Annotated in this window: 18 protein-coding genes; 1 reads left to right on the top strand and 17 read right to left on the bottom strand. The window is 47.2% G+C overall.

From position 1 onward, the window contains the following. Positions 1 to 14 precede the first annotated feature (14 nt). From atpA to spoIIR, 15 genes are all read right to left on the bottom strand, one after another. Positions 15 to 1,523, bottom strand: a complete 1,509-nt coding sequence (atpA, locus tag NYE50_RS19740; protein ID WP_224988323.1) for a F0F1 ATP synthase subunit alpha — start codon at positions 1,521 to 1,523, stop codon at positions 15 to 17. 16 nt (positions 1,524 to 1,539) lie between these two features. Next, complete coding sequence (locus tag NYE50_RS19745) at positions 1,540 to 2,085, bottom strand: F0F1 ATP synthase subunit delta (protein WP_003151169.1); 546 nt, start codon at positions 2,083 to 2,085, stop codon at positions 1,540 to 1,542. Beyond that, positions 2,082 to 2,594 (bottom strand): F0F1 ATP synthase subunit B, encoded by a 513-nt coding sequence (gene atpF, locus NYE50_RS19750; protein WP_003151168.1) that lies wholly within the window; start codon positions 2,592 to 2,594, stop codon positions 2,082 to 2,084. Before atpF ends, NYE50_RS19745 begins: the two co-directional genes overlap by 4 nt. A 142-nt stretch (positions 2,595 to 2,736) precedes the next feature. Further along, positions 2,737 to 2,949 carry a F0F1 ATP synthase subunit C gene (atpE, locus tag NYE50_RS19755; RefSeq protein WP_003151167.1) on the bottom strand — a complete coding sequence of 71 codons (213 nt, stop codon included), beginning with the start codon at positions 2,947 to 2,949 and terminating at the stop codon, positions 2,737 to 2,739. 45 nt (positions 2,950 to 2,994) lie between these two features. Then, positions 2,995 to 3,729, bottom strand: a complete 735-nt coding sequence (gene atpB / locus NYE50_RS19760; RefSeq protein WP_014419099.1) for a F0F1 ATP synthase subunit A — start codon at positions 3,727 to 3,729, stop codon at positions 2,995 to 2,997. Positions 3,730 to 3,736: 7 nt separating this feature from the next. Further along, a complete protein-coding gene (gene atpI, locus NYE50_RS19765; protein ID WP_003151155.1) occupies positions 3,737 to 4,120 on the bottom strand; it encodes an ATP synthase subunit I in 384 nt (127 codons plus the stop codon). Between the two features lie 419 nt (positions 4,121 to 4,539). Next, positions 4,540 to 5,169: a uracil phosphoribosyltransferase gene (upp, locus tag NYE50_RS19770; protein WP_014419100.1), complete on the bottom strand. Its 630-nt coding sequence runs from the start codon at positions 5,167 to 5,169 to the stop codon at positions 4,540 to 4,542. Positions 5,170 to 5,303: 134 nt separating this feature from the next. Next, positions 5,304 to 6,551: a serine hydroxymethyltransferase gene (glyA, locus tag NYE50_RS19775; protein ID WP_060964057.1), complete on the bottom strand. Its 1,248-nt coding sequence runs from the start codon at positions 6,549 to 6,551 to the stop codon at positions 5,304 to 5,306. A 147-nt stretch (positions 6,552 to 6,698) separates the two neighbouring features. After that, positions 6,699 to 7,241 (bottom strand): TIGR01440 family protein, encoded by a 543-nt coding sequence (locus NYE50_RS19780; RefSeq protein WP_224988325.1) that lies wholly within the window; start codon positions 7,239 to 7,241, stop codon positions 6,699 to 6,701. Positions 7,242 to 7,254: 13 nt separating this feature from the next. After that, entirely contained in the window at positions 7,255 to 7,704 is a 450-nt protein-coding gene (rpiB, locus tag NYE50_RS19785; protein ID WP_016937637.1) for a ribose 5-phosphate isomerase B, read from the bottom strand. Between the two features lie 133 nt (positions 7,705 to 7,837). Continuing rightward, positions 7,838 to 8,293 carry a low molecular weight protein arginine phosphatase gene (locus NYE50_RS19790; RefSeq protein WP_003151148.1) on the bottom strand — a complete coding sequence of 152 codons (456 nt, stop codon included), beginning with the start codon at positions 8,291 to 8,293 and terminating at the stop codon, positions 7,838 to 7,840. 73 nt (positions 8,294 to 8,366) lie between these two features. Beyond that, the gene (locus NYE50_RS19795) at positions 8,367 to 8,924 is read right to left on the bottom strand and encodes a manganese efflux pump MntP (protein ID WP_015418417.1); all 558 of its coding nucleotides are present in this window, start codon (positions 8,922 to 8,924) and stop codon (positions 8,367 to 8,369) included. 68 nt (positions 8,925 to 8,992) lie between these two features. Continuing rightward, positions 8,993 to 10,033: an L-threonylcarbamoyladenylate synthase gene (locus tag NYE50_RS19800; RefSeq protein WP_110124401.1), complete on the bottom strand. Its 1,041-nt coding sequence runs from the start codon at positions 10,031 to 10,033 to the stop codon at positions 8,993 to 8,995. 156 nt (positions 10,034 to 10,189) lie between these two features. Further along, positions 10,190 to 10,633, bottom strand: a complete 444-nt coding sequence (locus NYE50_RS19805; RefSeq protein ID WP_224988327.1) for a hypothetical protein — start codon at positions 10,631 to 10,633, stop codon at positions 10,190 to 10,192. Positions 10,634 to 10,703: 70 nt separating this feature from the next. Beyond that, complete coding sequence (gene spoIIR, locus NYE50_RS19810) at positions 10,704 to 11,384, bottom strand: stage II sporulation protein R (RefSeq protein ID WP_224988329.1); 681 nt, start codon at positions 11,382 to 11,384, stop codon at positions 10,704 to 10,706. Positions 11,385 to 11,543: 159 nt separating this feature from the next. On the opposite strand from spoIIR, the gene NYE50_RS19815 reads away from it, so the two are divergent. Continuing rightward, entirely contained in the window at positions 11,544 to 11,918 is a 375-nt protein-coding gene (locus NYE50_RS19815) for a UPF0715 family protein (protein ID WP_003151143.1), read from the top strand. Here the strand turns inward: NYE50_RS19815 and NYE50_RS19820 are convergent. Further along, a complete protein-coding gene (locus NYE50_RS19820; RefSeq protein WP_060562578.1) occupies positions 11,905 to 12,183 on the bottom strand; it encodes a DUF5316 family protein in 279 nt (92 codons plus the stop codon). The two genes, NYE50_RS19815 and NYE50_RS19820, sit on opposite strands and share 14 nt — an antisense overlap. Positions 12,184 to 12,253: 70 nt before the next feature. Further along, the gene (prmC, locus tag NYE50_RS19825) at positions 12,254 to 13,114 is read right to left on the bottom strand and encodes a peptide chain release factor N(5)-glutamine methyltransferase (RefSeq protein ID WP_015240760.1); all 861 of its coding nucleotides are present in this window, start codon (positions 13,112 to 13,114) and stop codon (positions 12,254 to 12,256) included.

Here is a 13,114-nt window from a genome sequence, read left to right on the forward strand (position 1 = left end):
TCATCTTCTAAGGGTTAGTTGCTTGGTGCAAATGTGCGTTTGAAGCCTTCGATTGCAGCTTTGAAGTCTTCATCAGCAGGAAGGTTTCCTGTTTCCGCAATGCCGTCAAGCAGATCTTTATGGTTTTGATCAAGGTACATGTAGTACTCTTCTTCAAAACGTCTGATATCCGCAACCGGAATATCATCAAGATATCCTTTTGTCAGCGCATAAAGAATGGCTACCTGTTTTTCAACCGGAAGCGGTTTATTCAAGTCTTGCTTCAGCACTTCAACTGTACGCGCACCGCGGTTCAGTTTCGCCTGAGTCGCCTGGTCAAGATCAGATCCGAATTGGGCGAACGCTTCAAGTTCACGGTATGAAGCCAGGTCAAGACGCAATGTTCCCGCTACCTTTTTCATCGCTTTGATTTGGGCTGATCCGCCGACACGGGATACGGATAATCCGGCATTGATCGCAGGACGCACGCCTGAGAAGAATAGGTCGGATTGAAGGAAAATCTGTCCGTCAGTAATGGAAATGACGTTTGTCGGGATATAAGCGGAGATATCTCCAGCTTGTGTTTCGACGAACGGCAGCGCCGTAATTGATCCTGCGCCTTTTGCGTCACTCAGCTTGGCTGCGCGCTCAAGCAGACGGGAGTGAAGATAGAATACATCCCCAGGGAATGCTTCACGGCCCGGCGGACGGCGAAGAAGCAATGACAGCTCACGGTAAGCGGCCGCTTGTTTAGATAAATCATCATATACGACGAGAACGTGCTTGCCGTTGTACATGAATTCTTCACCCATTGTCACCCCTGCATACGGTGCAAGGTACAGAAGCGGAGCCGGCTGTGAAGCGGACGCCGTCACGACAATCGTGTAATCAAGCGCGCCATGCTTACGAAGTGTTTCCACTACGCCGCGCACTGTAGATTCTTTCTGGCCGATCGCTACGTACACACAGATCATGTCTTGATCTTTTTGGTTTAAGATTGTATCAATCGCAACAGATGTTTTACCTGTCTGACGGTCACCGATAATCAGCTCACGCTGTCCGCGGCCGATCGGAATTAACGCGTCGATCGCTTTGATACCCGTTTGCAGCGGCTCATGTACCGATTTACGGTCCATTACGCCTGGAGCCTGGCTTTCGATCGGACGTGTTTTGCTTGTCAGAATCGGACCCAGTCCGTCTACCGGCTGTCCGAGCGGGTTGACGATACGTCCGATTAATTCTTCACCTACAGGAACTTCCATGATGCGGCCCGTTCTTTTGACCTCATCACCTTCACGGATATCTCTGTAAGGTCCTAAGATAACGATACCTACGTTGGATTCTTCAAGGTTTTGAGCCATACCCAAAACGCCGTTTGAAAACTCAACAAGTTCACCGGCCATACAATTGTCAAGGCCGTGCACACGCGCAATACCGTCTCCGACTTGGATGACTGTACCTACGTCATGAACTTCAATTTCAGATTGGTAATTTTGAATTTGCTGCTTTATCAGCGTGCTAATCTCTTCAGCTTTGATGCTCACTTAGGTTTCACCCCTTCTATCGATTTCCTCCGGCAAGTTGACGTTCCATGCGCTCAAGCTTTCCGCTCACGCTTCCGTCATAAATCCGGTTTCCAATGCGGACTTTAATGCCGCCTATTAAATCCGTCTGCACTTCATTTCTGATTCTGAGCGAAGCGATTCCGGCTTTTTTTGCAAACACTTGAGACAATGATAACATTTCCGCTTCTGACAGCGGTTTTACTGAATAAACAACCGCGTCCTCTGTCTGACGGGCCTGATTGGCAAGTTTGATAAACTCGTCTGTGAGATCAGGCACAATCGAAGACCGGCGGCGGTCAATCAGAAGAAAAATCGTATGCAGCACAGACTCAGACAGTGCGCCGAACGATTGCTGAATCAGCTCTTTTTTCTTAGCGGCCGATACCTTCGGATGGCTTAACACTTCCTGTAATCCGGCTTCGTTCCGGAACACTTCTTTTAGTACGGTAAGCTCTTCTTCGATTTCATTGATTTGAGAAGTCTCAACGGCAATGTCGAAAAGCGCTGACGCGTATCGTTTAGAGACAGCAGATCCACTCATCGGCTTTCTCCTACCTCTTTAAGATAGTCCTGAATCAGTTGTTCCTGGGCTTGTTCATCAAGCTCTTTTTCAATCACTTTCGATGCGATTAAGACAGAAAGTGATGCGACTTGCTCGCGAAGTGCGGAAACCGCTTGTTCTTTTTCTTTGACAATTTCGGTTCTCGCCGCTTCTTTCAATCTTTCAGACTCGGCACGTGCAGCCTGAATAATGTCTTCCTTCTGCTTTTCACCCAGTTTTTTCGCATTTTCAATGAGTGATTGTGATTCCTGTTTCGCTTCTTTTAAAAGAACGCGCTGCTCTTCAATCAGCTTCTGCGCTTCTTTATTTCTTTCTTCAGCGGACGTAATTTCGCCGGCGATATGATCTTCACGCTGTTTCATTATATTTAATAGCGGTCCAAGAGCGAATTTCTTGAGAAGCGCTAATAAAACTAACATAGCTAACAATTGGAATAGGATATCTCCGCCGTTAAACGACAGTCCTAATTCAAGAGGTAATTGAGACATCTACTACGGCAACTCCCTTCTGCAGGTTTTCTCTGCTGATAAAAAGCCGTTTCGGTACGGCCTGCTTATCAGACATAAAGCAATGGCGAAGGTTCTCTTAGAGTGATCTTCGCCATTTTTAGTTCATATAAGGCTTTTTTGCTTAGCCAAAGAACGCTAAGAACGCGATAACGACAGCGATAATCGGAAGGGCCTCAACCAATGCGATACCCATGAACATAAGAGTTCTAAGTTCTTTTCCTGCTTCCGGCTGACGGGCGATTCCCTCTACCGTACGTGAAACGATCAGACCGTTACCAATACCTGCACCAAGTGCACCTAAACCGATTGCAATTGCAGCTGCTATTAAATTCATGAAAAAGTTCCTCCTTTAAAATGTTATCCGAATGGATATATGATTTTAATGATCATGACTGATTTTGTGTGACATGTACACCATCGTCAGCATCGTAAAGATAAATGCCTGGATGGTCCCGATGAACAAGCTGAACGCCTGCCATGCAAGCATCGGAAGAATGGCTCCGACTGTGCCGACCAAACCGAGAAAGAAGCTGTTTGAGTAGAAATTCGTCGCCAGATTCGCAAGCAGGCCAAGAAGAATTTCCCCGGCGAAAATGTTACCGTAAAGACGAAGTCCGAGTGTCAGCGTATTCGCAAACTCCTCAATGATCTTCATCGGGAACATAAGCGGAACCGGTCTGAGGTAATCCTTAGAGTATTCCTTCAAACCTTTCATCTTCACGCCGTAATAGTGCGTTAACGACACAACCATAACGGCTAGAGTCAGAGTAATAGCCGGATCGGCCGTCGGTGATTTCCACCAAAGCTCGTGTCCGACCGTTACAGAAAACGGCAGCCCCAGCATATTTGATACAAATATGTACATCAGCAAGGTTACACCAAGCGCCAAGAAGTTAGCCCCTGTTTTTAAATCCATTGTACTGCCTATAATATTGCGGACAAAATCAACAATCCATTCCATGAAGTTCTGGGCTTTTCCCGGACGTATAGACAGCGTTCTCGTAGTAAGAATCGCAATCAGCAGCACAATCACACTTGCCACAGTAATCATCAGAATGTTTGTCAGATTAAAAGTAAGACCAAACAAATCAATAGTTCTGTAATCGTGATTCAATGGGTTTTCACCTCTCTTCCATTGATGAACGTTTGAGCTGAATAATGGAATCTATCATAATGACGGGATAAATTGTCATTAATCCAATAATCACACTTGCCACACTGACTTTATCGGGATATTTAAAGGCGACAGCCATCGCAAGTATCGCATTGCACCAACGCGCTGCGCTCCCGAGTGATCGTATGGACTTTCCTTTCGCCACGGCCTTGTCAAAAGCATTCATTCTTCTGGTCAAGAGCCACAAATTAAACAAACTGAAAACAGTTCCCAAAAAGAGGCCTAAAAAAACAGTTTTATACGCCGTAAGACCATATCCCAGCAAATAGATTGCTAAGATCACAAATACATATCTCCGTTGTCTGCTGAATGTAAGATTGGGATCGTCCATCAACTATCTGTCTCCTGATGAAAATGTAATATAATTCCTGGATACGGCAAAACATGCGGTTAACCCTTTGCAGAAGGCCTTTTTTGTCCGCAAAACGGCCTGTTCGAAAAAACCACTCATCCTCCTGATGCCACGGGATGCTGTTTCATTCGCTTAGATAAATCCTCATATAACGGGTTTTTTGGAGGATTTAAAATGAGGATGGATACTAGAAATGAAAGGAATGAAAACCTTCTCATAATACCCTCGTTTAGCATACAATAGCCCCTAACATGTGTCAATCTGTTTAAAGTTAAAAAACTTTTTATACCGGAAGCATACACAGAATGTTCACAAATTCACCTATAAATGTATGAACTCTGCCCATTCAGCAAATATCTGGATAAAAAAAAGAAAACCCCTGAATGAGGTTTTCCGATTTATTTGGTTCCGTACAGTCTGTCACCCGCGTCACCGAGGCCCGGAACGATATAGCCTTTTTCATTCAGTTTTTCATCAAGGGCGGCGATATAAATATCAACGTCAGAATGATGTTTCATCAGCTCTTCCACGCCTTCCGGAGCCGCTACAAGACACATAAAACGAATGTTTCTCGCGCCGCGCTTTTTCAGGCTGTTTATCGCTTCCACCGCAGAGCCTCCCGTAGCAAGCATCGGATCCACGACAATAAATTCGCGTTCTTCTACATCAGAAGGAAGCTTGACATAGTATTCCACCGGTTTTAAGGTTTCCGGATCACGGTATAATCCGACATGTCCCACTTTAGCGGCCGGGATTAATTTCAGCATGCCGTCAACCATTCCGAGACCCGCTCTCAGGATCGGCACGATACCGAGTTTCTTCCCTGAAATCACTTTGGATGTCGCTGTTTGAACAGGTGTTTTCACTTCCACTTCTTTAAGAGGAAGATCACGTGTAATTTCAAACGCCATCAGTGATGCGACTTCGTCCACAAGGTCTCTGAAATCCTTTGTGCCTGTATTTTCATTCCGAATATATGTCAGCTTATGCTGGATTAAAGGATGATCAAATACGTAAACCTTTCCCATACTGTGTTCAGCTCCTTTTTTGTTGTCCGAGTGACTTTTTCACACTTCTATTGATTCTACAGAAAAAGACAAACAGTTTCAAGAAAATCATAAAAAAACCCGCCGGATTAAGGTTCCGGCGGATTTCTTCCTTATTAATAGTCCAGTTCTTTATATAAAGGAAACTTTTCAGTCAAGGCAGATACGCGCTGTCTTGCTTCTTCAAGCTTTGCTTCGTCTTCATGATTTTTCAGCGCAAGGCCGATGATGGCGCCGACTTCTTCAAGTGCGTCACCGTCAAATCCGCGGCTTGTCACAGCTGCCGTACCGAGACGGATTCCGCTTGTGACAAACGGTTTTTCCGGATCATAAGGGATCGCGTTTTTATTAGATGTAATACCGATTTCATCAAGAACATGTTCAGCGACTTTTCCAGTCAGACCGAGAGAACGGAGGTCGACAAGCACGAGGTGGTTATCCGTTCCGCCTGATACGAGCTGAATGCCCTCTTTGGTCAGAGATTCAGCAAGACGCTTCGCGTTCGAGATGACGTTTTGCGCATATGTTTTGAAATCATCTTCAAGCACTTCCCCGAAAGAAACGGCTTTGGCCGCGATGACATGCATAAGCGGTCCGCCTTGGATGCCCGGGAAAATGGATTTATCAATCTTTTTGCCGAACTCTTCACGGCAAAGGATCATTCCTCCGCGCGGTCCGCGAAGTGTTTTGTGAGTCGTTGTCGTTACAAAGTCAGCGTAAGGAACCGGATTCGGATGAAGGCCGGCCGCGACAAGACCCGCGATATGCGCCATGTCGACCATGAAGTAAGCGCCGACTTCATCAGCGATTTCGCGGAATTTTTTAAAGTCGATCGTGCGGGGATACGCGCTCGCTCCGGCAACGATCAGTTTCGGCTTATGCGCCAGCGCTTTTTCACGCACATCTTCATAATCTATATATTGCGTGTCTTTATCGACACCGTATTCAACAAAGTTGTATTGAACGCCGCTGAAATTAACCGGGCTTCCGTGTGTTAAGTGGCCGCCGTGGGAGAGGTTCATCCCGAGCACCGTGTCGCCGTGCTCTAAAATCGTGAAGTAAACAGCCATGTTCGCCTGAGCGCCTGAGTGCGGCTGAACGTTTACATGCTCGGCTCCGAAAATCTCTTTCGCGCGGTCGCGGGCGATGTCCTCAACGACATCAACGTGCTCACAGCCGCCGTAGTAGCGTTTGCCGGGGTAGCCTTCAGCATATTTGTTTGTTAAAACAGAGCCTTGTGCTTCCATTACCGCTTCCGTCACGAAGTTTTCAGAAGCAATTAATTCGATATTAGTCTGTTGACGCTTACGCTCATTTTTAATGGCGTTAAACACTTGTTGATCTTGTGCAGGTAAATGTTTCATCAGCGAAATCCTCTCCTATCCGTTTCCTGTTCTTTATTTTTACCACCCTTATTGTACATGGTTTTTCAGGTGAATGTAACAGCTTATTTAAAAAAATCACAATATTTAATTGGAAAACACGAACATTATATAGGAAAAGTATTTTCATCATTCGCATTCATAAACGGCGCGAATTCCGCCGATCAGCTTCGGCCTTGTCCGGGCCATCGTCACATGCGCTTCTCCGAGCTCACGGCTTGATATCCGGACAGGGACGGCAACGGGTTTTAAATGCATGCCGATGAACGTATCACCGATGTCAATTCCGGCGTCAGCCTGAATCGATTCAGCGAGCACGGGAGACTGCATCTGCCGGTATGCATATGAAGCCATCGCTCCGCCCGCTTTCGGGACGGGGACGGCTGAAACGAGGGGGAGCCTGAACCGCTCGGCCGTTTCCGCCTCAATGACAAGCGCCCTGTTTAAATGCTCGCAGCATTGAAAAGCAAGATGAACACCCGTTTTTTCCTTGAACCGGGCAAGTCCGCCGTAAATCAATTCAGCCCAATCGCCGCTCCCCGCGGTGCCGATCCGGCTTCCGGCGGCTTCACTCGTACTGCACCCGATGACCAGCAGACTGCCGTCCTTAAGTCCGGCCTGCTCTTGAAATTCAGTCAGCATGTCCGTCCATTTTCGCTTCATCTCTTCCATTGTCCAGCACCTCTTACAGATTTTTTTCTTCGTAATCTGCGATTTTGCCGATCCGCCGTTCGTGGCGGCCGCCCGTAAATTCAGTCGTCAGCCAGATTTTTGCGATTTCGCGCGCCAGACCCGGGCCGATGACGCGTTCCCCCATCGCAAGAACATTCGTATCATTGTGTTCCCGCGTCGCTTTTGCGCTGAAGGTGTCATGCGCAAGCGCACAGCGTATCCCTTTTACCTTGTTTGCGGAAATGCTCATGCCGATGCCTGTGCCGCAAATTAAAATTCCCCTGTCAACTTCACCGTTCACCACTTTTTCCGCTACCGGAAAAGCGTAGTCAGAATAATCAACAGAACCGCTGCCGCATTCACAGCCCATATCAATGTATTCAATCTGCAATTCATCCAAAAGACTTTTTATTTCTTCGCGGATATGGACGCCGCCGTGATCTGACGCAATAGCTACTTTCATTCATTTACCTCCTAGGTGTGGCTGGGCGAAGACAGCCCAGTGTGCATGTCCTTTTTATTACGAAATCCGTTGATTTCATTCTACTCTTTCACATTCGTTTTGCAAATGACCTGTTTGCAGATTTTCTGACAGATTACTTACTTTTTCCGTCAAGCAATTGATCAGCCAAAAGGGTCAGCAGCTCCTCCAGTTCGTCCCGCGTCTGTTTATAAACATCAAGCGGACCGCCGAACGGGTCAGAGATATCGCCGTTTTCCCCCGTTACGTATTCTTTAATGGTAAAGACTTTGCCCTGACTGTTTTGATATCGGCCTTCAATCAGCTGTTTATGCTGTTCAGTCATCGCCAGCACCAGATCAGCCGTCTCGATATGTTCTTCCGATAAGGGAGATGAACTGTGATTGAGAGCGATCCGTTTTTCAAACAGCGCTTCTACGGCATGGGCCGACGCTTTTCCGTGCGGAGACGCGAATACGCCGGCCGAGCTTACGCTGACGTCCAGCCCTTTCGTTTCTGCAATGGATTTAAAAAGAGCCTCAGCCATAGGACTGCGGCACGTATTGCCTGTACATACAAAGATTATTTTCATGTCCGTCACCTCTTACTGCCTATTATAAATGAAGAAAAAAGAAACGGCATCTTCGTTTCTTTTTTTACGTATCTTATATCGGTAAAAGCAGTTTCAGCCCGAATCCGATCAAAATGGCTCCGCCAAGCGCTTCGCTGTAGGAGCCGAGCCACGACTGCACCTTTCTTCCAGCCAAAAGGCCCGCCCATGTTAAAACGGTGCTGAAGACACCGAACAGCGTAACGGCCAGAAACGGATTGGAGCCGTTCATCCCGAGACTGAGCCCGACAGAAAAGCTGTCCAGACTGACGCCGACCGCAAACAGCAACAGTCCCGAGCCTGCCGGAGATATGAGCGGCCCGTCTGATTGTTTAAACGCGGCGATGATCATCTGCACCCCTAAAATGAAGAGAAGAGATCCGCCGATGTAAACGGCGAGCATCCCCAGAAAACCGGACAGCAGATGCCCGGCCGCCATTCCCGCAAGCGGCATCATGACATGAAACAGCCCGATGACAACCCCTATATGAAAAATCTGTTTTTTCTTCAGCTGAATCATTCCCATCCCGAGCCCGACGGAAAAGGCATCCGTCCCCAAAGCAAATGCCATGATGCTTAAGGAGACAAGTTCCCCGATGAATAGATTCGACATGAAATAAAAACCCCCTTGGACGTGCCCGCTTGTTTAGCTTATGCATGTCCGATAAAGGGTAGAACAAGTTAATGGATAACGGTGCCGCCTGCGGCTTTCATCAGCCTGTTCATAATGGCGAGCCCCACTCCGGTATCCGGAAAGGACTCAGAAATAATCATGTCCACTTCCGCTTCATCAAAGCTGCGGAGCGCATCGTATAAGGCGGACGCCACTGTTTCAAGGTCGGCGCGTCTGCCGCAGACCTTGATATAATCAGCCTGGTAACTATCGGCGTTCTCTTCTGTTGTCAGAATGCCGATTCGTTTCCCCCGGCTTTTATATGTGTCTGCCAGTTCTTGAATTCTCCGGGCGCCGCCGTCGGCAATAGCCATCGGTGCAGAAGGCGCGTAATGTGTATATTTCATACCCGGAGAAATAGGAACCTCATCTTCTTCGGTCAGCCCTTTATCCACAAGAACCGGACCGGCGGCGGATTCAATCTGCTCTTTTGTCACGCCGCCCGGACGAAGCAGCACGGGCTGTTTCCCCGTACAGGACAGAACGGTTGATTCCACTCCGATTCCCGTCGCGCCGCCGTCCACAATACCGGCAATGCGGCCGTTTAAATCATGAGCTACATGCTCGGCCTTCGTCGGGCTCGGTTTTCCTGATAAATTGGCGCTCGGCGCTGCGATCGGCAGTCCGGCCGAGCTGATGAGGGCTAATGCTGCCGGATGATCAGGCATTCTGACCGCTACCGTCTCAAGTCCCGCGGTGACACGGGGTGACAGCACACCGGGCTTACACGGCAGGACAAGGGTCAGCGCCCCCGGCCAGAATAGCTTCATAAGCTTTTTCGCCGTCTCAGGAATATGGCTGATAAAACGATCAAGCTGGCTGATATGGGATATATGCACAATCAGCGGATTATCGCTCGGCCTTCCTTTCGCCTCATATATTTTCGTCACGGCTTCCGTATTTTCAGCGTTAGCGCCCAGTCCGTAAACGGTTTCTGTCGGAAAAGCCACAACCTCATTCTGCCGGAGCAATTCCGCGGCTTGTGTAATCTGGGGATCGGTTGTGGATAATTCGCGCGAACAATCCACAAACCATCTTCTTGTTTTCATGTATAACCAAACTCCTTATTTTAAAGCGGTAAAACTTTATTTTCTCTCGTGTATTCCTTTTGAAAGTATAAAAGATGTCCTTTAATAAAACAAGTGTTATCCACAAACTGTGGACAACACTTTTTAATAAGTGGATAACCTTGTGTATAAGTTAGATCAGGCAGAGGTTTTCACCATTAAAAACGAACCTTCTGTGCATAACGAATTGCGGAAATGTTCGGACGTATACAGTTCATCAGACGCATCGGCGCACGCTTCAAATCCCATCACATTCAGAAACTCAGCAGATGAGGGCTGATTGGCGACTAAGTAGACATCTTGAATCTCATGTTTTTTGCACAGCACATCCATACTTTGAAACAGTGTAACGATATGGCTTTGATTCAGCCTGTCCGACATGACGAGTGAACGGAGAAGCCCTTTTCCGCCGCTGAATTTTTCGATCCCGAGACAGGCGGCAATCTTTTTTTCACTGTCTTCCAGCACGATAAACCGGCTGATCTGCTGATCGATTTCCGCATGTGCCGTATCAGCCTTTTTCAAAAAGGCCTCCAGCGCCTCCGTATCTTGATCTCTTGCCACTCTCAGCTGATAAAACATATATTTCCCTCCGTTTCGATCAACTCTTTCTTCCAATCTATGAATCGAATCCGGATTTATGCCTTTTGCTTCAGGAAAATAGATCTGAAATCCAATCGACGAGGAAAAACTTCACTTCGGTATCATCGTCATCTTTCTTTTCTTTCTTCGCTTTATCAGCCTTTGCTTTTACGTCATCCAGCACTTTTTTAGTCTGTTTCTGCGTTTCTTCCTGCTTCTGTCCGCCCTCTTCCTGATCTTTCACCGCTTCGCCGTTTGAGAAATCAAGGAAGCACAGCGGCGGAAACAAGACGCACCACCAGTTGGCGCCCTCGCCATTGCCGAGTGTAATTAAAATCGCTTCATATTTTCCGGCCGGATAGACCATATTGCCGTAGAGCTTTGTCGGAAACGAGATTTTATTGAATTGAACTGAAACGGATTGATGCGCACCCTTTTCTTTCATCGTTTGTTTGGCGATTTCTTTAATTTCAGGAAGCTTCGAACGAATGAGCCGCCGCGCTTCTTCAATGGAAGTGATATCTTTCACCCAGTCCGTGATTTGCTTGTTTACAGCATCTCTGATCTGGCGCTTGAGCTTTTGATCCTCATCGTTATCACTGTTGGCCAAAATCCTGAGCCGGATCGCTTCATCCGGTATGACGACGGGCTCATCGGCTGATGCCCGCGCCGTTTCTTCTTTTGTCAAACCCGCAAGCGCTCCTGATAATAAAAGAAAAATATATATGCAGATCATCATCGTCTGTTTCATCGGTCCCCACCGTTCCTCTCCGTGCTTTTTTATCTAGTCCCATTATGGACATGACGGAAAAGGTTTAAACCGGCGAAAAGAAAAAAATCTAGCAAGCTGATAATCTGCATTGACAGATTCAAAATATGGTACGATATTATTTTGATAGGAGGTTTTCAGATGAAATATAATTACACCGTGCTGCTGTCGGCGGCATGTATGTCTGTCATTTATTCTATTTTGTATGTTCATCAATTCATTATCGCGGCTTTCATTTCGATGGCGTTTTATTTTTTGTTTCCTTATTTGATTTTTGCGCTGCCGCTTCAATACTTTCTGAATAAAAAGCCGAAGAGATTTCATCCGCTGTATTTTCTTTATTATTTAGGGGTGTCATTCATTGCAAACGGGATCATCTTCGGTCTTTTGCAGCCGTCAGGCCAATCTCTGTTTTCTAATTCAGCCTTTTATATCTTTGCGGTTTTAACAGCCGTCGTCTATTGGGTATGGGATTCCGTATTGCTGCAAAGACAAAATCCGGCTACAGAAGCGTAATCAGCAGACAGCCGGCTGAAGGGAGAGCGGTGCAAAAGAAAACGGCGGCCATCTTTAAACGGGCGTGCCGTCCTTCTTCTGTTTCAGAATGATAATTGGCCCGCTGCTCCGCTCCGCTTACGGCCAGCCCGGAAACGATGACCGCTGTGACGATAAGAACAGCCGTAACGGCGCCGAAAATGATATCAATGCCAAACGGCAGAACAAACCCCGCCGCATAAGCTGCGGCGGCGAGTATACATCCGAAGGCGAACGCTTTTTTCAAGGCGGATGCCCCTTTCATTTTCTTTCCATTGTAACAAAAGCCCGCCGTGTGCGTCACCGGCAGGCTTTTTTCATGATGTGATGACCGCGGATACGGTTCTGTCTTTTCCATTGATGTCCTGTACGACTTCCACTTCCGCATTCGGAAAGGAATGACGGAACAGGTCTTTCACGGCTTTCCCCTGATTATATCCGATTTCAAAGACGACAAGCGCTTTATCTTTCATGACAAGAGGCAGCTCCTCCATAAACCGCTTGTAGAATTTCAAACCGTCACCGCCGTCCGTAAGAGCATGAAGCGGCTCATGGAAACGGACGATATCCGACAAATCCGCCATTTCTTCTTCAGAAATATACGGCGGATTGGAAACAATAATATCCGCTTTTTTCCCTGATGAAATAAAAGGAGTTAACAGATCTCCCTGCAAAAAACAGACGTCCGCTCCGAGGTTTTGCGCATTTCTTTCCGCCACCTGCAGCGCTTCTTTTGAAATATCCGAAGCCGATACTGAAAAATGTCCGCATTCAAGGGCGAGCGTCACCGCAATGGCACCGCTCCCCGTACCGATATCAATGACGTTCAGTCGTTCTGCCTCGGAAAATGCCCGCTTCTGTCTGTCCAGCAGATGAAAGACGACTTCTTCCGTTTCCGGACGCGGAATGAGAACATCGTCATTCACAAAAAATTCCCTGCCGTAAAACTGTTCTTTCCCGATAATATATTGAATCGGAATACCTTCTTTATGCATCTCCACGTGCCGTCTGAATCGATAAAGCTCGTCCTCGCCGACGGGCTCCTGCAGACTTGCGAGAAGCTTGCTCCGATCCATTCCGGTATCATTTAACAGCAGCAGCTCGGCCGCGTTTTTTTCTCTTCCCGCTTCGGTTAAATAAGAAGAAGCCCAGCTTAGGGCTTCAAAAACGGTCTTCAT

Origin of the sequence: Bacillus sp. EU55 (assembly GCF_038005925.1) — a bacterium.
Lineage (GTDB): Bacteria > Bacillota > Bacilli > Bacillales > Bacillaceae > Bacillus > Bacillus velezensis.